General features: G+C 64.0%; 16 protein-coding genes and 1 riboswitch. Of the genes, 11 read left to right on the forward strand and 5 right to left on the reverse strand.

Annotated features, from left to right (window positions below; translation table 11 throughout):
* Positions 1–96 precede the first annotated feature (96 nt).
* Positions 97–2,094: a transketolase gene (gene tkt, locus FPB55_RS23570; protein ID WP_029886254.1), complete on the reverse strand. Its 1,998-nt coding sequence runs from the start codon at positions 2,092–2,094 to the stop codon at positions 97–99.
* A 250-nt stretch (positions 2,095–2,344) separates the two neighbouring features.
* On the opposite strand from tkt, the gene FPB55_RS23575 reads away from it, so the two are divergent.
* The 4 genes from FPB55_RS23575 (at position 2,345) to FPB55_RS23590 (ending at position 6,906) form a co-directional block, all read left to right on the forward strand.
* Positions 2,345–3,337, forward strand: a complete 993-nt coding sequence (locus FPB55_RS23575; protein WP_009681380.1) for a metalloregulator ArsR/SmtB family transcription factor — start codon at positions 2,345–2,347, stop codon at positions 3,335–3,337.
* Positions 3,338–3,355: 18 nt separating this feature from the next.
* Positions 3,356–4,546 carry a methionine adenosyltransferase gene (metK, locus tag FPB55_RS23580; RefSeq protein ID WP_009681381.1) on the forward strand — a complete coding sequence of 397 codons (1,191 nt, stop codon included), beginning with the start codon at positions 3,356–3,358 and terminating at the stop codon, positions 4,544–4,546.
* Positions 4,547–4,690: 144 nt separating this feature from the next.
* On the forward strand, positions 4,691–6,379 hold the full coding sequence (gene ligB / locus FPB55_RS23585; protein ID WP_144189440.1) for an NAD-dependent DNA ligase LigB: 1,689 nt from the start codon (positions 4,691–4,693) through the stop codon (positions 6,377–6,379).
* A gap of 134 nt (positions 6,380–6,513) precedes the next feature.
* Complete coding sequence (locus tag FPB55_RS23590; protein WP_144189442.1) at positions 6,514–6,906, forward strand: DUF1090 domain-containing protein; 393 nt, start codon at positions 6,514–6,516, stop codon at positions 6,904–6,906.
* Positions 6,907–6,968: 62 nt separating this feature from the next.
* Here the strand turns inward: FPB55_RS23590 and FPB55_RS23595 are convergent, their stop codons facing one another.
* Positions 6,969–7,427, reverse strand: a complete 459-nt coding sequence (locus FPB55_RS23595; RefSeq protein WP_029886256.1) for a cytochrome c — start codon at positions 7,425–7,427, stop codon at positions 6,969–6,971.
* Positions 7,428–7,546: 119 nt separating this feature from the next.
* On the opposite strand from FPB55_RS23595, the gene FPB55_RS23600 reads away from it, so the two are divergent.
* Positions 7,547–8,698, forward strand: a complete 1,152-nt coding sequence (locus FPB55_RS23600; protein ID WP_047149952.1) for an MltA domain-containing protein — start codon at positions 7,547–7,549, stop codon at positions 8,696–8,698.
* Positions 8,699–8,755: 57 nt separating this feature from the next.
* Here the strand turns inward: FPB55_RS23600 and FPB55_RS23605 are convergent, their stop codons facing one another.
* Both FPB55_RS23605 and FPB55_RS23610 read right to left on the reverse strand, forming a co-directional pair.
* Positions 8,756–9,142 carry an MAPEG family protein gene (locus FPB55_RS23605; RefSeq protein ID WP_009681388.1) on the reverse strand — a complete coding sequence of 129 codons (387 nt, stop codon included), beginning with the start codon at positions 9,140–9,142 and terminating at the stop codon, positions 8,756–8,758.
* 28 nt (positions 9,143–9,170) lie between these two features.
* Positions 9,171–10,004 (reverse strand): EamA family transporter, encoded by an 834-nt coding sequence (locus tag FPB55_RS23610; RefSeq protein ID WP_144189444.1) that lies wholly within the window; start codon positions 10,002–10,004, stop codon positions 9,171–9,173.
* Between the two features lie 199 nt (positions 10,005–10,203).
* Here FPB55_RS23610 and FPB55_RS23615 point away from each other — a divergent pair, with 199 nt between their 5' ends.
* Positions 10,204–11,439 carry a sodium:proton antiporter gene (locus tag FPB55_RS23615; RefSeq protein WP_029886258.1) on the forward strand — a complete coding sequence of 412 codons (1,236 nt, stop codon included), beginning with the start codon at positions 10,204–10,206 and terminating at the stop codon, positions 11,437–11,439.
* A gap of 509 nt (positions 11,440–11,948) precedes the next feature.
* On the opposite strand, the gene FPB55_RS23620 is transcribed toward FPB55_RS23615, so the two are convergent.
* A complete protein-coding gene (locus FPB55_RS23620; RefSeq protein WP_009682837.1) occupies positions 11,949–12,350 on the reverse strand; it encodes a hotdog domain-containing protein in 402 nt (133 codons plus the stop codon).
* Positions 12,351–12,528: 178 nt separating this feature from the next.
* A riboswitch (S-adenosyl-L-homocysteine riboswitch) is annotated at positions 12,529–12,625 on the forward strand.
* A 20-nt stretch (positions 12,626–12,645) separates the two neighbouring features.
* On the opposite strand from FPB55_RS23620, the gene ahcY reads away from it, so the two are divergent.
* The 5 genes from ahcY (at position 12,646) to FPB55_RS23645 (ending at position 19,228) form a co-directional block, all read left to right on the forward strand.
* Positions 12,646–14,055 carry an adenosylhomocysteinase gene (gene ahcY, locus FPB55_RS23625; RefSeq protein ID WP_029887594.1) on the forward strand — a complete coding sequence of 470 codons (1,410 nt, stop codon included), beginning with the start codon at positions 12,646–12,648 and terminating at the stop codon, positions 14,053–14,055.
* Between the two features lie 200 nt (positions 14,056–14,255).
* Entirely contained in the window at positions 14,256–15,101 is an 846-nt protein-coding gene (metF, locus tag FPB55_RS23630; protein ID WP_009682835.1) for a methylenetetrahydrofolate reductase [NAD(P)H], read from the forward strand.
* 93 nt (positions 15,102–15,194) lie between these two features.
* Positions 15,195–16,271 carry a hypothetical protein gene (locus tag FPB55_RS23635; protein ID WP_009682834.1) on the forward strand — a complete coding sequence of 359 codons (1,077 nt, stop codon included), beginning with the start codon at positions 15,195–15,197 and terminating at the stop codon, positions 16,269–16,271.
* A gap of 56 nt (positions 16,272–16,327) precedes the next feature.
* Entirely contained in the window at positions 16,328–17,116 is a 789-nt protein-coding gene (locus FPB55_RS23640; protein ID WP_009682833.1) for a transporter substrate-binding domain-containing protein, read from the forward strand.
* Positions 17,117–17,335: 219 nt separating this feature from the next.
* Entirely contained in the window at positions 17,336–19,228 is a 1,893-nt protein-coding gene (locus FPB55_RS23645; protein WP_009682832.1) for a DEAD/DEAH box helicase, read from the forward strand.
* The last annotated feature ends 127 nt before the right edge of the window (positions 19,229–19,355 follow it).

Below are 19,355 nucleotides of genomic sequence, written 5' to 3' on the forward strand. Positions count from 1 at the left end.
TGCGCAGTACCCTGTGGGAGCGGCCTTGCGTCGCGATGGAGGGCAAAGCCCTCCCCTTGCACGACCTGAAGGGCGTCACTGCCCTCCCGGGTTACATCAGTCTTCCAGCAGCTCTTCGGCAGTACCGAGGATGTTCTCCAGGGTGAAGCCGAACTCCTCGAACAGGGCCGAAGCCGGCGCCGACTCACCGTAGGTGGTCATGCCGATCACGCGGCCTTCCAGGCCGACGTACTTGTACCAGAAGTCGGCGTGGGCGGCTTCGATGGCGATGCGCGCGCCCACTTCCAGCGGCAGCACGGACTGCTTGTAGGCAGCATCCTGGGCATCGAACACGCTGGTGCACGGCATGGAAACCACGCGCACCTTGCGGCCCTGCTCGGTCAGCTTGTCGAAGGCCTGAACCGCCAGGCCCACTTCCGAACCGGTAGCGATCAGGATCAGCTCAGGCTCGCCTGCACAGTCCTTGAGCACATAGCCACCACGGCTGATGTCGGCGATCTGCTGCGCGCTGCGCGCCTGGTGCTGCAGGTTCTGGCGCGAGAAGATCAGCGCCGAAGGGCCGTCCTTGCGCTCCAGGGCGTTTTTCCAGGACACAGCGGATTCAACGGCGTCAGCCGGGCGCCAGGTGTCCAGGTTCGGCGTGCTGCGCAGGCTGGTCAGCTGCTCGATCGGCTGGTGGGTAGGGCCGTCTTCGCCCAGGCCGATGGAGTCGTGGGTATACACATGGATCACGCGCTGCTTCATCAGCGCCGACATGCGCACGGCGTTGCGGGCGTATTCCATGAACATCAGGAAGGTCGCGCCGTAAGGCACCAGGCCGCCGTGCAGGGCAACACCGTTCATGATGGCGGTCATGCCGAACTCGCGTACGCCATAGAACACGTAGTTGCCGCTGGCGTCATTGGCCTCGACGCCCTTGCAGCCCTTCCACAGGGTCAGGTTGGAGCCGGCCAGGTCGGCCGAACCGCCGAGGAACTCGGGCAGCAGCGGGCCGAAGGCGTTCAGGGCGTTCTGGCTGGCCTTGCGGCTGGCGATGGTTTCACCCTTGGCAGCCACTTCTTCGATGTAGGCCTGGGCCTTGGCACTGAAGTCGGCCGGCAGTTCGCCGCGGGTACGGCGCTTGAACTCGGCAGCCAGCTCCGGGTAAGCCTTGGCGTAGGCGTCGAAGCGCTGGTTCCACTCGGCTTCGACCTGGGCACCGGCAGCCTTGGCATCCCACTCGGCATAGATGTCGGCCGGGATTTCGAACGGGCCGTAATTCCAGTTCAAGGCCTGGCGGGTCAGGGCGATTTCGTCGTTGCCCAGCGGTGCGCCGTGGCAGTCTTCCTTGCCCTGCTTGTTCGGCGAACCGAAACCGATGGTGGTCTTGCAGCAGATCAGGGTCGGGCGATCGCTCTTGCGGGCGGTTTCGATGGCGGTCTTGATCTCGTCGGCGTCATGGCCGTCGACGTTGCGGATCACCTGCCAGTTGTAGGCTTCGAAGCGCGCCGGGGTGTTGTCGGTGAACCAGCCGTGCACTTCGCCGTCGATGGAGATGCCGTTGTCGTCGTAGAAGGCGACCAGCTTGTTCAGGCCCAGGGTGCCGGCCAGCGAGGCGACTTCGTGGGAGATGCCTTCCATCATGCAGCCGTCGCCCAGGAACACATAAGTGTTGTGGTCGACGATGGTGTGGCCGTCACGGTTGAACTGGGCAGCCAGCACTTTTTCTGCCAGGGCGAAGCCCACGGCGTTGGCGATACCCTGGCCGAGCGGGCCGGTGGTGGTCTCCACGCCCGGGGTGTAGCCGTATTCCGGGTGGCCCGGGGTGCGGCTGTGCAGCTGACGGAAGGCCTTGAGGTCGTCGATCGACAGGTCGTAGCCGGTCAGGTGCAGCAGCGAGTAGATCAGCATCGAGCCGTGGCCGTTGGACAGCACGAAGCGGTCGCGGTCGGCGAAGTGCGGGTTGCTCGGGTTGTGTTTCAGGTAGTCACGCCACAGTACTTCGGCGATATCCGCCATGCCCATGGGGGCACCTGGGTGGCCGCTATTAGCCTTTTGCACGGCATCCATGCTGAGGGCGCGAATGGCGTTGGCACGTTCACGACGGCTGGGCATCGCTGGTCTCCTGGGGGGCTTGTAGAGGTGGTGTCACGAAAAAGACGACCATTTTCGCCCACTGGGGGGCTTGGGGCAAACATTTAAGCGCCAAGCGGCCAGCTTTAAGCTTCAAGAAAGAAGCAGGGGACGAGCCGGACTGCTCTGGAGCCTGTAGCGTGCAGTTTGAAGGCTGCAACTCATCGCCAATATCAAAACTTTTTGATATTGGCCTTGCTAGGGCACCAATGCCTGACTAGACTGCCCGCCCATGAACCTCCGTGTGCAATCGATCCCCGAGCAATGCGAAACATTGGCCGCCCTGTGCAAGGCCAGTGGCGACGCCTTGCGCCTGAACGTGCTGCGAGCCCTGGCCAACGACTCGTTCGGTGTACTGGAGCTGGCCCAGATCTTCGGCATCGGGCAGTCGGGCATGAGCCACCACCTCAAGGTGCTGGCCCAGGCAGAGCTGGTCGCTACCCGCCGTGAAGGCAATGCCATCTTCTACCGCCGCGCCCTGCCCGACAGCCTGCGCCTGGGTGGCCGGCTGCACGCGGCGCTGCTGGAAGAGGTGGATGCCCTGGCCCTGCCGGCCGATGTGCAGGCGCGCATCGCGCAGGTCCAGCAACGCCGCGCGGTCACCAGCCAGGACTTCTTCCTGCGCGTGGAAGAAAAGTTCCGCGCCCAGCAAGACCTGATCGCCGGCCTGCCGCAGTACCGCGAGAGCCTGCTGGCGCTGCTCGACAAGCTGCATTTCGACCCGGCGGCCAGTGCCCTGGAAGTCGGCCCCGGCGACGGTGGTTTTCTACCCGACCTGGCCCGGCGCTTTGCCCACGTCACTGCACTGGACAACAGCGCGACCATGCTCGAACTGGCGCGCCAGGTGTGCCAGCGCGAGGGGCTCGACAATGTGACCCTGCAGTTGGCCGATGCACTGGGTGCCACGGATGTGGCCGCCGACTGCGTTGTGCTGAACATGGTACTGCACCATTTCAGCGACCCGGCCCTGGCCTTGCGCCAGCTGGCCAAACGGGTGAAGGCAGGCGGCAGCCTGCTGGTCACCGAGTTGTGCAGCCATGACCAGGGGTGGGCCCGCGAAGCCTGCGGCGACCTGTGGCTTGGCTTTGAACAGGACGACCTGGCCCGCTGGGCCAACGCGGCCGGGCTGGCCCATGCGGACAGCCTGTACGTGGGCTTGCGCAACGGTTTCCAGATCCAGGTCCGGCACTTCCAGCGCACGGCTGGCGACATACACCATCGGTAAATTTCAGGAACCTTCGAGATGAGCGAATACTCCCTTTTCACCTCCGAGTCCGTGTCCGAAGGGCATCCGGACAAGATCGCCGACCAGATTTCGGACGCAGTCCTCGATGCCATCATCGCCCAGGACAAATACGCCCGCGTAGCGTGTGAAACACTGGTCAAGACCGGTGTCGCCATCATCGCCGGCGAGGTCACCACCTCGGCCTGGGTCGACCTGGAAGACCTGGTGCGCAAAGTCATCATCGATATCGGCTACAACAGCTCCGACGTCGGCTTCGACGGCGCCACCTGCGCCGTGATGAACATCATCGGCAAGCAGTCGGTAGACATCGCCCAGGGCGTCGACCGCTCCAAGCCGGAAGACCAGGGCGCCGGCGACCAGGGCCTGATGTTCGGTTATGCCAGCAACGAAACCGAAGTGCTGATGCCGGCGCCTATCTGCTTCTCGCACCGCCTGGTCGAGCGCCAGGCCGAAGCACGCAAGTCCGGCCTGCTGCCATGGCTGCGCCCGGATGCCAAGTCGCAGGTCACCTGCCGCTATGAAAACGGCAAGGTCGTAGGCATCGACGCGGTGGTACTGTCGACCCAGCACAACCCTGAGGTTTCGCAGAAAGACCTGCAAGAAGCGGTGATGGAGCTGATCGTCAAGCACACCCTGCCTGCCGAACTGCTGCACAAAGGTACCCAGTACCACATCAACCCGACCGGCAACTTCATCATCGGTGGCCCGGTGGGCGACTGCGGCCTGACCGGCCGCAAGATCATCGTCGACTCCTACGGCGGCATGGCGCGTCACGGTGGTGGTGCGTTCTCCGGCAAGGACCCGTCCAAGGTCGACCGCTCCGCCGCCTACGCCGGCCGCTACGTGGCCAAGAACATCGTCGCCGCCGGCCTGGCCGAGCGTTGCGAGATTCAGGTGTCGTACGCCATTGGCGTGGCCCAGCCGACCTCCATCTCGATCAACACCTTTGGTACCGGCAAGGTCTCCGACGAGAAGATCATCCAGCTGGTGCGCGAGTGCTTCGACCTGCGCCCGTACGCGATCACCACCATGCTCGACCTGCTGCACCCGATGTACCAGGAAACCGCTGCCTACGGCCACTTCGGCCGTACCCCGCAGCAGAAGACTGTCGGCGACGACACCTTCACCACCTTCACCTGGGAGCGTACCGACCGCGCCCAGTCGCTGCGTGACGCTGCTGGCCTGTAAGTTTTCCTGCAGCGCTGGACGAAAGCCCCTGCCGAGCGATCGGCAGGGGCTTTTTCATGACATATCGACTCACAATCGCTTACCGGCAATGCCTGCCAGCTTGCCTACGCTGAGGGGCCAACCCGCCATGCAAGGATGCAGGCCATGCCGCTCATGCTGTTCATCACCCTGCTGGGGGTGCTCGCCGCGCCACTGGCGCACGCCAGCTCATGCCCCGGCTGGAACCCCCAGCAAGTCGCCAGCGAGGTTGCCCAACTGCGAAAAACCCTTGGCAGCTGGGACGACCACTACCATCGCCAAGGCATTGCCTTGGTACCTGATGAGCTTTATGACCAGAGCCGCCAACGCCTCGCGCAGTTGCAGCAGTGCTTCGGCCTGGCCGGTGGCCCTGCGCCCCTGGCCAACGCGGGCGGCCCGGTACCCCACCCCATTCCCCACACGGGCATCGACAAGCTGCACGACCGCCACGCCGTGCAGCGCTGGCTGGCCGGCAAGGCCGATGTCTGGGTCCAGCCCAAGGTCGATGGCGTGGCGGTGTCGCTCATTTACCGAGAGGGCCGCCTGGTGCAGCTGATCAGCCGGGGCAACGGCGCCCAAGGGCACGACTGGAGCCGCCACATCCCCCAACTGGGTAGCATCACCCGCCAGCTGCCGCAGGCCATGGACCTGCAGTTGCAGGGTGAGCTGTACCTGCGCTTGAACGCGCATGTTCAGGCCCAGGCGGGCGGCGCCAAGGCGCGCGATACCGTGGCCGGGTTACTCGCCCGCAAGCGCCTGAGCAGCGAACAAGGCGAGGCGGTGGGCCTGTTCGTCTGGGACTGGCCGCAAGGCCCCGAGCAGCAGGCAGAACGCCTCGCGCAGCTGGCACAGCTGGGCTTTGCCGACAGCCAGCGCTACAGCGTTGCCATCAATACGCTGGATGAGGCGGCCCAATGGCGTGAACACTGGTACCACGCTGCCCTGCCCTTCGCCAGCGATGGTGTGGTGCTGCGCCAGGGTAGCCGGCCACCCGCTGAACGGTGGCAGGCCAAGGCACCGTACTGGCTCGCCGCCTGGAAGTACCCGTACATGCAAGCATTGGCCGAAGTTCGCGACGTGCGCTTTCGGGTCGGTCGTACCGGGCGGGTCACGCCCGTGCTGCACCTGCTGCCGGTAACCCTCGACAACCGACGGGTCACGCAAGTGAGCATGGGTTCGCTGGCGCGCTGGCACAGCCTGGACATTCGCCCTGGGGACCAGGTGGCGGTGAGCCTGGCCGGGCTGACCATTCCGCGCCTGGAGCAGGTGGTACACCGCGCTGTCGAGCGCGTGCCGGTAGCGGCACCGGCAGCCGGCCAGTATCACGCCCACAGTTGCTGGCAGGCCAGCGTGGGCTGTGAAGAACAGTTCATTGCCCGCCTGGCGTGGCTGAGCGGCAAGCACGGCCTGGCCCTGCCGCGCACCGGGCCGGGCACCTGGCGCCGGCTGGTCGCAGCCGGGCTGGCAACCTCGCTCACTGACTGGCTGCAACTGGATGCCACACGCCTGAGCGAGGTTGCAGGAATCAGTGAGCGAACGGCAGCCCAGTTGCGCAGCAGTTTCAACGATGCCCGCACCCGGTCGTTTGACCAGTGGCTGCGGGGGCTGGGCGCTCCCCTACCCAATGGCATGCAGATCACCGGCGACTGGCAAGCACTGGCGGCCCGCACGGCTGACACCTGGCAGGCATTACCCGGCATTGGCGAAAAGCGCGCACGACAACTGGTGGATTTTTTTGCAGCCGCCGAGGTTCGAGCCATAGCAACGCAGCTGGGCGAGCACGGTATCGAAGGCTTTGAGCGCCCTAAGCAATGATTTTTTACCAATTAGCCTGTAGGAAATTCCTGAGATTCAAGCGGAAATACCCGGCAAGGGTTTCTAAAAGGACAAAACCAAGGCAGGATTTCACCCTAATTTTTTGCTGCCCCGCCCCGTCCAGGAGGCTTTTCATGAAACGTATTTCCACCCTTTTCCTGCTCGCGACCATTGCGACGGCCGCAGGCACCGCCCAGGCTGCCCAGCCGGATGCCGGCCTGACTGGCTGCGCCGCCAAGCGCAGCGCCATCGAGAACCAGCTGAAGATTGCCCGTGACCACGGCAACAGCGACCAGGTCGCCGGCCTGGAAGCAGCGCTGCGCGGGGTCGACAACTGCACCGACGCAAGCCTGCGCAAGGAACGCGAGCAAAAGGTGCTCGACGCCCGTCATGAAGTGGCGCAGCGCGAAAAAGACCTGAAGAAAGCCGAGAAAAAGGGCGACGCCGAGAAGATCAACAAGCGCAAGGACAAACTCGCCGAGTCGCGCAAAGAGCTGCAGGAAGCAGTAGACGATCTCGACCGCTGAGGTATCTGACTTGCAAGTGCGGTCTTTGTGGGAGCCTCAGGTTTGTGCAAACAGCACAGCCCTTAATGATTGCGGAACTCGCTATGGCAGGCCTTGCAGGCCGCCTCGACCTTGTCCATCGGCGCTTTCAGTTGCGCAGGGTCCAGCGGCTGCGTGCGGGTCACATCGACCAGTTCGCCGGTCACGCCTTCCAGCTGCCGGGCCAGCTCATGGAAGCGCGCCTGGCGCTCCCACACTTCGGCACGGGCACTGCTGTCACCGCCATCGCGTACCTGCGGGAAGTGCTGCCACGGCTGGTGCGAAAGGTTGTCCAGTTGCAGCGCACCGCCGGCAAACTTCACCCCATCGAACGGCAGCCGGCCACGCAACATGCCGCCCAGGTCTTCGCTGGTCTTGAGCATGTCCTTGAAGATGACCTTGCGCTTGCCCAGCGGCGAGTTGGGGTCAACCCGCTCGCAACCACTCAAGGCTGCACCCAGGGCCACTGCTGCCAGCACTACAACGGTCAATCGCTTCAACATGACGCTCACTTCGGCCTGCGAAAAGGGGCGGCCAGTATCGCTGCCCCGCAGCCAAACACCAATAGCCACATAAAAAACAGGGGCGAATCTTCATGTTCACCCACCACAGGAATGCACACATGAAATCTGCCCTGCGCCACCTGGCCTGGACATTCCCGGTACTGGCCCTGCTGGCTGGCTGCAATGGCGGCGAGAGCGCCAAGCCCGAGCCGCATGCGGTAGCCACCTACGCCCCCGCCACCTGGAAAGACCTGCCCGCAGTCAGTGACGAAGACTTGCTGGCCGGGTTCTACGCCTGGCGCAGCGGTTGCGAAAAACTCAAGCGCGACCCGGTCTGGGCCGCGACCTGCGAAGCGGCGGGTAGCGCCCAGGCCAGTGCCGCGCAGGTGCGCACCTTCCTGGAGCAGAACCTGGAGGTCTACGGCCTGCGCTCGGCCGAGAACAACGCCAACGGCCTGATCACCGGCTACTACGAACCGGTCTACCCCGGCAGCCTGAGCCCATCGAAAACCAACCATGTGGCGGTTTACGGCGTGCCCGAGGACATGATCGTCGTCGACCTGGCCAGCGTGTACCCCGAACTCAAGGGCAAGCGCTTGCGTGGTCGCCTCGAGGGCCGGGTGCTCAAGCCTTACGACACCGCCGAGGTGATCAACCGTGACGGCGTGAAAGCCCCCGTGCTGGCCTGGCTGAGCGACCCGATGGACCTGCAGTTCCTGCAGATCCAGGGCTCAGGCCGAATCCAGCTGGAAGATGGCCGCCAGCTGCGCCTGGGCTATGCCGATCAGAACGGCCACCCCTACCGGCCGATCGGTCGCTGGCTGGTCGAGCAGGGCCAGTTGAAAAAGGACGAGGTGAGCATGGGCGCCATCCATGCCTGGGCCCAGGCGAACCCCCAGCGCGTCGCGGAGTTGCTTGCCAGCAACCCAAGCTACGTGTTCTTCAGCACCCGCCCGGACAGCAACGAGGGCCCGCGCGGTTCGCTGAACGTACCGCTGACCGCAGGCTACAGCGTGGCCATCGACCGCAAGGTGATCCCTCTGGGTAGCCTGTTGTGGTTGTCCACCACGCGCCCCGACGGCTCGCCGGTGGTGCGCCCGGTTGGCGCCCAGGACACGGGCGGCGCCATTGCTGGCGAAGTGCGTGCCGACCTGTTCTGGGGTACCGGGCCCGAGGCCGGCGAGTTGGCGGGGAACATGAAGCAGCAAGGGCAGATCTGGATGCTCTGGCCCAAGGGCCAGCCGCTGCCAGAGGTGCCCAAGGTTCTTTGACGTTGCGCGGGCCCTGCGGGGGCGGCTTCAGCCGCGCCACAGGGCCCACGCAGGCCTTCAGATGGAAACCACGAAGAACGCCACGATGATCGCCAGCCCGGCCAGCCATACCAGCGAGCGCAAGGCAGCCCAGTCGGCCAGGTAGCAAATGATGTAGAGCAGCCGGCTGGTGATGTACATCACCCCCAGCACATCCTGGGTCACCTGCTCGGCATTGCCGACAATGTCTGCCACCAGCACGGCTGCGGCGAACGCCGGGAATGCCTCGTAGCTGTTCTGCTGCGCAGCATGCGCGCGGCGTGGCAGCCCGGACAGCGTATCGAGGAAGGCACGCGGGTCATGGTTGTCCCGCATGCCAAAGCGGCCACTGCTGACCTTGGCGATCAAGGCACACAGCGGCGGCAGGAACAGCGCGATCAGGATGCACCACAAAGCGACGGTCATAGGCAGGACTCCTTGTTCAGTCTTCAGGTCAGAGCTTCATTACCAGCATGCCGGCCAGCACCAGCCCGCAAGCTAGGAGTCTTGGGCCGCCAAAAGGTTCTTTGAGGTAGCGCATCCCCAGTAACACCACCAGCACCACGCTCAATTCCCGCAATGCCGCAGCTTCGGCCACAGAGCCCAGGTGCATGGCCCACAGCACCAGCGCATAGCTGAACAGCACACAGAACCCTACCGCCAGCCCCAGGCGCCACTGGCTGCGCCAGAACGCTACGAAGGGCGCACGCCGCGCCACACTGGCCAGTAGCGGGAATGGCCAGGCACTGAGCAGGGTCAGCCACACCAGGTAATCCCACGGCTTGCCCCACAGGCGCACGGCCTGCCCGTCGAACCAGGTGTAGCACCCGATGCACAGGCCGATCAGGGCCACCACCGGTAGCATCGCCCAGGGCAGCCGGTCACCGCCGCCGCCCTGCCACAGCAGGCAGGCCATGCCGCACGGAATCAGCAGGATCCCGATGATCTGCTGCTGGCTCAGCGACTCCCCGGCAAACGCCAGGGTCAAGCCCAGCACCACCAGCGGCGACAACCCGCACATCAGAGGGTAGACCAGGCCCAGGTCACCCACCCGGTAGGCCTGGATCAGCAGGTAGCGGTACAGCTGCTCGGCCAGCGCCGAAGCCAGCAGCCACGGCCAGATACTGGCCGGTGGCAGTTGCACGAACGGCAGCGCCAGCACGGCGAAGGCCAAGGCCACGGTGTCCATGCTGGCAATGACCAGCAGCCGCTCGCCGCTGAATTTGATCAGGGTGTTCCAGGTCGCGTGCAGCAGCGCGGCGACCAGCACCAAGGATGTTGCCAGCACGTCTTGTTTTCCTCATGGCTTTCGTGGCTGTGAATATAGAGCGTTCGCGGGCCATTGTGCGGCCAATCGCGGGCCCCAGAGTGGGAACGTTCGCAACGAATTCGGTCAAAGGCTGTGTCCCGAACCCCTCGCCAGGTCATCAAAGAACTGCTCGAGCCATTCGGGTTACGACTTGGAAGCCACTGTTACAGGATTCGGGATGCTTGAATTAGTTGCCGCGTTTATCTGCCTGACCACCCTCCTCACCTATGTGAACTACCGTTTCATCGGCCTGCCGCCCGCCATCGGCGTGATGGTCACGGCGCTGCTGTTTTCCCTGATGCTGCAAGGCCTGAGCCTGATCGGCTTCCCTGGCCTGGAAGAGCGCGTCGAAGGCCTGATGAACCAGATCGACTTCAATGACCTGCTGATGCACTGGATGCTGGCATTTCTGCTGTTTGCCGGCGCCCTGCACGTCAACCTCACCGACCTGCGCAGCTACCGCTGGCCAATCGGGCTACTGGCGACCGTGGGCGTGCTGATTGCCACCGTGGTCATCGGCTACCTGTCGCATTGGGTATTTGCCATGTTCGGCTGGCAGGTTCCGCTGATCTACTGCCTGCTGTTCGGTGCACTGATTTCACCGACCGACCCGATTGCCGTGCTCGGCGCGCTGCGTACGGCCAATGCGCCAAAACCCTTGAAGACCACCATCGTCGGCGAGTCGTTGTTCAACGACGGTACCGCCGTGGTGGTATTCACCGTGTTGCTGGGCATCATCCAGCTGGGCGAAACCCCAAGCATCAGCGACACGGCGGTGCTGTTCGCCCGCGAGGCCATTGGCGGCGTGCTCTTCGGCGGCCTGATCGGCTACGCCACTTACCGCATGATCAAGAGCGTGGAGCAGTACCAGGTCGAGGTCATGCTGACCCTGGCACTGGTGATCGGCGGCTCGGCGATGTGCTACGAGCTGCACGTGTCGGCGCCGATCGCCATGGTGGTGGCGGGCCTGATCATCGGCAACCTGGGGCGCAACCTGGCCATGAACGACATGACCCGCCGCTACATGGACGGTTTCTGGGAGCTGATCGATGACATGCTCAATGCGCTGCTGTTCGCCCTGATCGGCCTGGAGCTGTTGCTGCTGCCGTTCAACTGGATGCACCTGGCCGCTGGCGGCGTGCTGGCGCTGGCGGTGCTGCTGTCGCGGTTGCTGACCGTGGCCCCGGCCATCGTGCTGTTGCGGCGCTGGCGGCCGGTGCCCAAAGGCACGGTGCGGGTACTGACCTGGGGGGGCTTGCGTGGCGGGGTCTCGGTGGCCCTGGCGCTGTCGCTGCCCTTGGGCGATGAGCGCGACCTGCTGCTGTCGATTACCTACATCGTGGTGCTGTCGTCGATCCTGGTGCAGGGCTTGAGCATCGGCCGGGTGGTGCGCAAGGTCAGCGCCCAGCCTTGAGAATGCCGGGGCCGCTCTGCGGCCCATCGCCGGCAAGCCAGCTCCCACAGGGATCGCGTCATGGCTGACAGGTGTTTGCCACAAGGTATGGCAGCGCCTGTTAGAGCGAGCGCCGCCCGCGCGGCGCAATCGCGAGCTGCGCTCGCTCCTACGTTTGTTTCGGGCCAATTATTCCTGTGGGATTCGCGCGCGAACGCCTTGGTGCATGCCTCAATATCGCGCCATACAAACAAGGCGGCCGCGCGCGCCTGTCACAGGCGTTACTGGCCCGTAACAAACGTAGGAGCGAGCGCAGCTCGCGATTGCGCCGCGCGGGCGGCGCTCGATCTCACAGGCGCTGAAGATGCTCCGGCTACCCTTGCCAGGAACCATAGAATCTTCCACAGGGATCGCGTCAGGGTTGCCAAGTGCTCGCCGCTGCATATCTTGTGACAAACACCTGTCAGCCCTGATGCGATCCCTGTGGGAGCTGGCTTGCCGGCGATGGGCTGCAGCGCAGCCCCATACGATCACTCGACGGCAGAATCCGGGAACTGGTCCTGCACATACTTGATCGCGGTTCGCCCATGGGCCGCCGGCAAGCCGTCTTCACCCAGGTTGACGAAGACCATCTTGTCCACGGTCAGGATGCTCTTGCGGGTGATCTTGTTGCGTACCTCGCATTTGAGGGTGATCGAGGTGCGGCCGAACTCCGTCGCAGTGATGCCCAGCTCGATGATGTCGCCCTGGCGCGAGGCACTGACGAAATTGATTTCCGACATGTACTTGGTCACCACGCGCTGGTTGCCCAGCTGCACGATGGCGTAGATCGCCGCCTCTTCGTCGATCCAGCGCAACAGGCTGCCACCGAACAGGGTGCCATTGGGGTTGAGGTCTTCGGGTTTAACCCACTTGCGGGTGTGAAAGTTCATCAGTACTCCTGACCTGCTTGGCTAACGTGCGCCCATGATGGCAGAGCAACTGCGATCGCTCCATTGCACATCGACTATCGTCGCGATTAATCGACAGAAAACCTTGGGCAAGCCGGCAGGCACAGCTATAATCTGCGCCGTTTCACATGGTTGCCCACAGCGGTGCCATGCCCGCCACCTGTCCGAGGGGCGCTGCAGCAGGCTAGGCCTGTCAGGCTCGGATGGGGCGTTGCTCGCTCTCGCGGGCGCTTAACGCACAACGGCGCCCATTCGCACACTACGAATGGAGGCTCTCATGAGCGCTGCAAACATGCCTGCTGGTTTTACCGATTTCAAAGTCGCCGACATCTCCCTGGCCGCCTGGGGCCGTCGCGAAACCATCATCGCCGAATCGGAAATGCCTGCGCTGATGGGCCTGCGTCGCAAGTACCTGGCCGAGCAACCGCTCAAGGGTGCGAAGATTTTGGGCTGCATCCACATGACCATCCAGACCGCCGTGCTGATCGAAACCCTGGTAGCCCTGGGTGCCGAAGTGCGCTGGTCGTCCTGCAACATCTTCTCCACCCAGGACCAGGCCGCCGCCTCCATCGCCGCTGCCGGTATCCCGGTGTTCGCCTGGAAAGGTGAAACCGAAGAAGAGTACGAGTGGTGCCTGGAGCAGACCATCCTCAAGGATGGCCAGCCATGGGACGCCAACATGATCCTCGACGACGGTGGCGACCTGACCGAGCTGCTGCACAAGAAGTACCCGCAGGTACTGGACCGCGTGCACGGCGTGACCGAAGAAACCACCACTGGCGTGCACCGCCTGCTGGACATGCTGGCCAAGGGCGAGCTGAAAGTCCCGGCAATCAACGTCAACGACTCGGTCACCAAGAGCAAGAACGACAACAAGTATGGCTGCCGTCACAGCCTGAACGACGCCATCAAGCGTGGTACCGACCACCTGCTGTCGGGCAAGCAGGCGCTGGTGATCGGCTACGGCGACGTGGGCAAGGGTTCGGCGCAGTCGCTGCGCCAGGAAGGCATGATCGTCAAGGTCACCGAAGTCGACCCGATCTGCGCCATGCAGGCCTGCATGGACGGCTTCGAGGTGGTATCGCCGTTCATCGACGGTATCAACGACGGCAGCGAAGCCAGCATCGATAAAGCCCTGCTGGGCAAGATCGACCTGATCGTGACCACCACCGGCAACGTCAATGTATGCGATGCCAACATGCTCAAGGCCCTGAAGAAGCGTGCCGTGGTGTGCAACATCGGCCACTTCGACAACGAGATCGACACGGCCTTCATGCGCAAGAACTGGGCCTGGGAAGAAGTCAAGCCGCAGGTGCACAAGATCCACCGCACCGGTGCCGGCAGCTTCGACCCGCAGAACGACGACTACCTGATCCTGCTGGCCGAAGGCCGCTTGGTAAACCTGGGCAACGCCACCGGCCACCCAAGCCGCATCATGGACGGTTCGTTCGCCAACCAGGTCCTGGCCCAGATCTTCCTGTTCGAGCAGAAGTTCGCCGACCTGTCGCCCGAGAAGAAGGCCGAGCGCCTGACCGTGGAAGTGCTGCCGAAAAAGCTCGACGAAGAAGTGGCCCTGGAAATGGTCCGCGGCTTCGGCGGCGTGGTCACCCAGCTGACCAAACAGCAAGCCGACTACATCGGCGTGACCGTCGAAGGCCCGTTCAAGCCGCACGCTTACCGCTACTAAGCGGCAGGGTTGGAGCTGCTAGCAGCAAGTTGCAAGTTGCAAGTTGCAAGCAGAAGCAGACCGCAGCTTGTAGCTCCAGCCTCTTGAACCTTGAACGATGACCAAGCCAGACCGGCCATCACCGATCTGGCTTTTACTTGCAGCTTGAAGCTTGCAACTTACAGCTCGCCGCTTGCAGCTTGCTGCCAGAGGAACGCCTGATGTCACAAGAACGCCGCTACAGTTTCGAGTTCTTCCCGACCAAGACCGATGCCGGTCACGAAAAGCTGATGGGTGTAGCCCGCCAGCTGGCTGCCTGCAATCCGGACTTCTTCTCCTGCACCTATGGTGCCGGTGGTTCGACCCGCGACCGTACGCTGAACACCGTGCTGCAGCTGGAAAGCGAAGTACAGGTACCGGCCGCCCCTCACCTGTCGTGCGTGGGCGACACCAAGGCTGAACTGCGCGCCCTGCTGGCCGAGTACAAGGCCGCCGGCATCAAGCGCATCGTGGCCTTGCGCGGCGACCTGCCGTCGGGCATGGGCATGGCCTCCGGCGAACTGCGCTACGCCAGCGACCTGGTCGAGTTCATCCGCACGGAAACCGGCGATCACTTCCACCTGGAAGTGGCTGCCTACCCCGAAATGCACCCACAGGCGCGTAACTTCGAGGCCGACCTGGGCAACTTCGTACACAAGGTCAAGGCCGGTGCCGACAGCGCCATCACCCAGTACTTCTTCAACGCCGACAGCTACTTCTACTTTGTCGAGCGCGCGCAGAAGCTGGGCGTGGATATCCCGGTGGTGCCGGGCATCATGCCAATCACCAACTACAGCAAACTGGCACGCTTCTCGGATGCCTGTGGCGCCGAGATTCCGCGCTGGATCCGCAAGCAGCTGGAAGCCTACGGTGATGACACCGCAAGCATCCAGGCCTTCGGCGAAGAAGTCATCACCCGCATGTGCGAACAACTGCTGCAAGGCGGCGCACCGGGCCTGCACTTCTACACCCTGAACCAGGCCGAGGCGAGCCTGGCGCTGTGGAACAACCTCAAGCTGCCGCGCTGAAACTTTTTGGCAATGTCTGCTTAAGAAATGATTAAGGCTTTGGTCATAGACTAAGGCCTTGTTCTTTTTTGGGTTACACAGGTCTTGCCTGCCATGCAGCATCCCCAGCCATCTCGCCCACAGCTCGTCTACCTGGCTTTTGGCCCCGCGACCTATCATCAGGAAGCCTGTTTCAGCATCATCAGCGCCCTTGCCCAGCTCGGCGGCACCGCCAGCAGCGTCATGGACATCCAGGTCTACACCGACAACCCGCAACCCTATGCCGGGCTACCGGTCACCACTCATGTACTGGACGAGGCCACGCGCCAAGCCTGGAACGCCCCGCACGGCTACCACTTTCGCAGCAAGCATGTGCTGTTGCGCCAGGTACTGCGCCAGCACCCGCTGGCCGTGCTGATCGACACCGATACCTTTTTCCGCAAGTCACCACTGCAACTGTTCGACCGGGTCGCGCCAGGCAAGCTGCTGTGCAACACCATCGGCCCGCACTATGGGGCGAACCCGAAGTGCCTGCTGTATAAAAACCTGCTGGGCCCTCTGCAGTCCCGCGGCCTGGCCGACTGCCAGATGCCCCTGGTCAACTCCGGGGTGATCGGCCTCACTGCCGCCGACGCGGGCACCCTGGACCGCTCCATCGACCTGATGGACACGCTCTACCCGCTGGCGCGCGAGGCCTACACCCTGGAAGAATTCTGCCTGGCAGTCGCGGCCCATGGTCACCTGCAGCTGGCGGCATGCTCCGACGTCATTCACCATTACTGGAGCCGCAAGGCGCAGTTCCGCGCCAAGATCCAGGCCTGGCTGGCCAAACATGGGCAACATCCACTCAGCCCGGCAGCGCTGGCCGACGTCGCCCTGGTCAACGACCAGTTGCCCCGGCCACCGGCCTTGCACCGCCTGGGCTACAAGGCATTGAGCCTGACTCTTCCGCCCCAGGAACGTCAGTTTGCCCGTGAGTTGCTGTACGGCTGCTACCCCTACGCCAACGAGTTCGACCGCGCCTGCGCGTCGGCCTGGTGGGACAAGGCCCTGGAAAACCTCAATGCCCGCCACGGCCCCACCGACCCCGAGCGCCTGCGCCAGTGCTTGCGCCACCCCGGGCTGCGCTTGTCGCTGGGGGAACGACGCAAGGACATCGAGCATCACCTGCTCAGGTCTTCCCACGCTTGAATGGCCCGGTGCCCTGCCCTCTGGCCTTGCACCGGCCGAGCGCGTAATCTCCCGGCATGCCCAACATCGCCCGGCTGTTCTGGATCCTGCTGCTCGTTTGCCTGAGCCCGTTGGCCCTGGGCGAACGCTTGCGCCTGGTCTCCGACGACTGGGCACCCTACGTGTACCAGCAGGACGGCCATCCACGCGGCATCGACTACGAAGTGACCAACCTGGTGTTCGCCCGCCTCGGGGTCGAGGTGGAATGGCAGTTCCTGCCGTGGAAGCGTTGCCTGGCAATGGTCGAACAAGGCCTGGCCGACGGTATTGTCGATATTTTCCAGACCGAGTCGCGTCAGCCCTACCTGGTCTACGCGCCAGAGCCCATGTCGGAGGTCGAGTTCATCCTGTTCCAGGCCAGTGTGCGCCGCCACGTGGTCAACCAGCTGGAAGACCTGGCCGGGCTTACCGTCGGCACCTCGCCCGGCTACACCTATGGCGCAGCCTTCAGCGGGGCCACCTACTTCAAGCGCGAAGCCGCGCCCACCCACGAAGCCAATTTCGGCAAGCTGATGCTGGGCCGTGTCGACCTGGCGATCACCGACCGCAAGGCTGGCCATTACCTGGCGCAGCAGCTGGGCCTGCAACGGCAGGTCGAGGCGCTGCCACTGGTGGTCAGGCGCCAGCACCAGTACCTGGCCCTGGTGCGCAAGCCGGGCCGCGAGGCACTGGCCGAGGCGTTTGCCGAAGAACTGCGGCGTTTCAAGCAGGAAGCGGCCTATACGGCGATCAGCAACCGCTACACAGGCGACACCAAAAACATTCTCAACGCCGTTGAGCAGCAGGAAAGCAGCACAGCGCGATAGCTCTGTTATACTCGGGCCTTCCCGCCCGGCTCACGCCCGGACGCTCGGCCTCGCAACAGGCATCCCGATCGGCACTGGCGCACCTTCGCGTCCACCCTCCGTTTCCCGGATGTGCAGTGAAAGCCCAGCTGGACCGGACGCGATCGCATCCCGACGATGCCCGTCGCGCCAGGCAGAACATCCCATACGGGCCCAGCCCAAACGAGAACAGGATCGCCCATGTCCTTTGCTTCCCTCGGTCTCTCCGAGGCTCTTGTCCGCGCTATCGAAGCTGCGGGCTATACCCAGCCGACCCCCGTGCAACAGCGGGCCATTCCCGCCGTGTTGCAAGGCCGCGACCTGATGGTTGCCGCCCAGACTGGTACTGGTAAGACCGGCGGTTTTGCCCTGCCGATTCTCGAGCGCCTGTTCCCGGCCGGCCACCCCGACAAGTCGCAGCGCCATGGCCCGCGCCAACCCCGCGTGCTGGTACTGACCCCGACCCGCGAACTGGCCGCCCAGGTGCATGACAGCTTCAAGGTGTATGCCCGCGACTTGCCCCTGGTCAGCGCCTGCATCTTCGGCGGCGTAGGCATGAACCCTCAGATCCAGGCCATCGCCAAGGGTGTCGACGTACTGGTCGCCTGCCCTGGCCGCCTGCTCGACCTGGCCGGCCAAGGCAAGGTCGACCTGGCCCACGTTGAAATCCTCGTCCTGGACGAAGCCGACCGCATGCTCGACATGGGCTTTATCCACGACGTGAAGAAGGTACTTGCCCGCTTGCCGGCCAAGCGCCAGAACCTGCTGTTCTCGGCCACCTTCTCCAAAGACATCACCGACCTCGCCGACAAGCTCCTGCACAACCCGGAGCGCATCGAAGTCACCCCGCCGAACACCACCGTGGAGCGTATCGAACAACGCGTGTATCGCCTGCCGGCCAGCCACAAGCGTGCCCTGCTGGCGCACCTGATCACCCTCGGTGCGTGGGAACAGGTGCTGGTGTTCACCCGGACCAAGCACGGTGCCAACCGCCTGGCCGAGTACCTGGAAAAGCACGGCCTGACCGCCGCCGCCATCCATGGCAACAAGAGCCAGAACGCTCGTACCAAGGCGCTGGCCGACTTCAAGGCCAACAGTGTCCGGGTACTGGTCGCTACCGACATCGCCGCCCGCGGCCTGGACATCGACCAACTGCCACACGTGGTCAACTTCGAGCTGCCGAACGTTGAGGAAGACTACGTGCACCGCATCGGCCGTACTGGCCGCGCCGGCCGTTCGGGCGAGGCCATTTCCATGGTCGCCCCGGATGAAGAAAAACTGCTCAAGAGCATCGAGCGCGTCACTCGCCAGCGCATTCCCGACGGCGACCTGATGGGCTTCGACGCCAGCCAGGTAGAAGCCGAAAAGCCCGAAGTACGCGAGCGCCCGCAGAACAACGGCCGCGGTGGCCGTAACCAGCAGGCCCGCGGCGAAGGTGGCAAAGACGCCAACGGCGGCCGCAAGGACAAGGGCAAGGACAAAGGCAAGGCCAAGCAGCAAACAGCTGAAAAGCCCGCCGACAAGGAAAAGAGCGGCGACAGGCAACAGCAGCCGCGCAAGCCGCGTGACAAGAAGCCGCGCCAGCAGCAACAAGCCAGCAGCAGCCCCAGCGTGCCGAAGGTTCCGGCCGACCGTGACCCGGAAGAGTTCCTGGATGACGAGATCGACAACTTCGGTAACCGCGCTGACTACGTCAGCCCCTACCAGGGCAAGAGCCAGGGCCGCAATCGTCGCCCGGGTGGCGGTCAGGGTCAGGGCCAGGGCAATGGTCAGCGCAGCAACACTGGTGGTCAGGGCCAGGCCCGTAGCGGCGGCCAGCAGCGCAGCGGCGGTAGCAGCGGCGAAAAACGCCCGCCGCGCGCCAACAACGGAGGCGGTGCCCGTCGTGATGGCGGCGCTGGCCGTGGTCGCCCGGCCCGTGACGATGCTGCCCGGCAGGAGCCAGCCGTGCGCAACCCGCGCCAGGCGGAAAAACAGCCGGTGATCATCCGCAAGGAATCCAAGCTCGACCGTTACCCTACGCCTGAGCAGCTGGATGACCTGCCAAGCCGCCCCCGCGGTGAGCGCCCGGCGCTGCTGACCCGCAAGGGCTAAGCCCAGGTAGCAAAAAATCGCCGCCCGAAGGGCTAATGTCAGTCAGTTAAGTAAGTTGGGGCCGCTTTGCGCCCCTTCGCGGGCACGCCCGCTCCCACAGGGGATCGCGCATTTCTTGAGTTCAGCG

It is taken from the genome of Pseudomonas sp. BJP69 (assembly GCF_007633355.1).
Taxonomy (GTDB): domain Bacteria; phylum Pseudomonadota; class Gammaproteobacteria; order Pseudomonadales; family Pseudomonadaceae; genus Aquipseudomonas; species Aquipseudomonas juntendi.

Coding starts and splice junctions, on each gene's coding strand:
- FPB55_RS23615 (WP_029886258.1), top strand. CDS start 10,204: ATGCTTGAATTAGTTGCCGCGTTTATCTGCCTGACCACCCTCCTCACC.
- FPB55_RS23620 (WP_009682837.1), bottom strand. CDS start 12,350: ATGAACTTTCACACCCGCAAGTGGGTTAAACCCGAAGACCTCAACCCC.
- FPB55_RS23635 (WP_009682834.1), top strand. CDS start 15,195: ATGCAGCATCCCCAGCCATCTCGCCCACAGCTCGTCTACCTGGCTTTT.
- metK (WP_009681381.1), top strand. CDS start 3,356: ATGAGCGAATACTCCCTTTTCACCTCCGAGTCCGTGTCCGAAGGGCAT.
- FPB55_RS23595 (WP_029886256.1), bottom strand. CDS start 7,427: ATGTTGAAGCGATTGACCGTTGTAGTGCTGGCAGCAGTGGCCCTGGGT.
- FPB55_RS23605 (WP_009681388.1), bottom strand. CDS start 9,142: ATGACCGTCGCTTTGTGGTGCATCCTGATCGCGCTGTTCCTGCCGCCG.
- ahcY (WP_029887594.1), top strand. CDS start 12,646: ATGAGCGCTGCAAACATGCCTGCTGGTTTTACCGATTTCAAAGTCGCC.
- metF (WP_009682835.1), top strand. CDS start 14,256: ATGTCACAAGAACGCCGCTACAGTTTCGAGTTCTTCCCGACCAAGACC.
- tkt (WP_029886254.1), bottom strand. CDS start 2,094: ATGCCCAGCCGTCGTGAACGTGCCAACGCCATTCGCGCCCTCAGCATG.
- FPB55_RS23575 (WP_009681380.1), top strand. CDS start 2,345: ATGAACCTCCGTGTGCAATCGATCCCCGAGCAATGCGAAACATTGGCC.
- FPB55_RS23640 (WP_009682833.1), top strand. CDS start 16,328: ATGCCCAACATCGCCCGGCTGTTCTGGATCCTGCTGCTCGTTTGCCTG.
- ligB (WP_144189440.1), top strand. CDS start 4,691: ATGCCGCTCATGCTGTTCATCACCCTGCTGGGGGTGCTCGCCGCGCCA.
- FPB55_RS23645 (WP_009682832.1), top strand. CDS start 17,336: ATGTCCTTTGCTTCCCTCGGTCTCTCCGAGGCTCTTGTCCGCGCTATC.
- FPB55_RS23600 (WP_047149952.1), top strand. CDS start 7,547: ATGAAATCTGCCCTGCGCCACCTGGCCTGGACATTCCCGGTACTGGCC.
- FPB55_RS23590 (WP_144189442.1), top strand. CDS start 6,514: ATGAAACGTATTTCCACCCTTTTCCTGCTCGCGACCATTGCGACGGCC.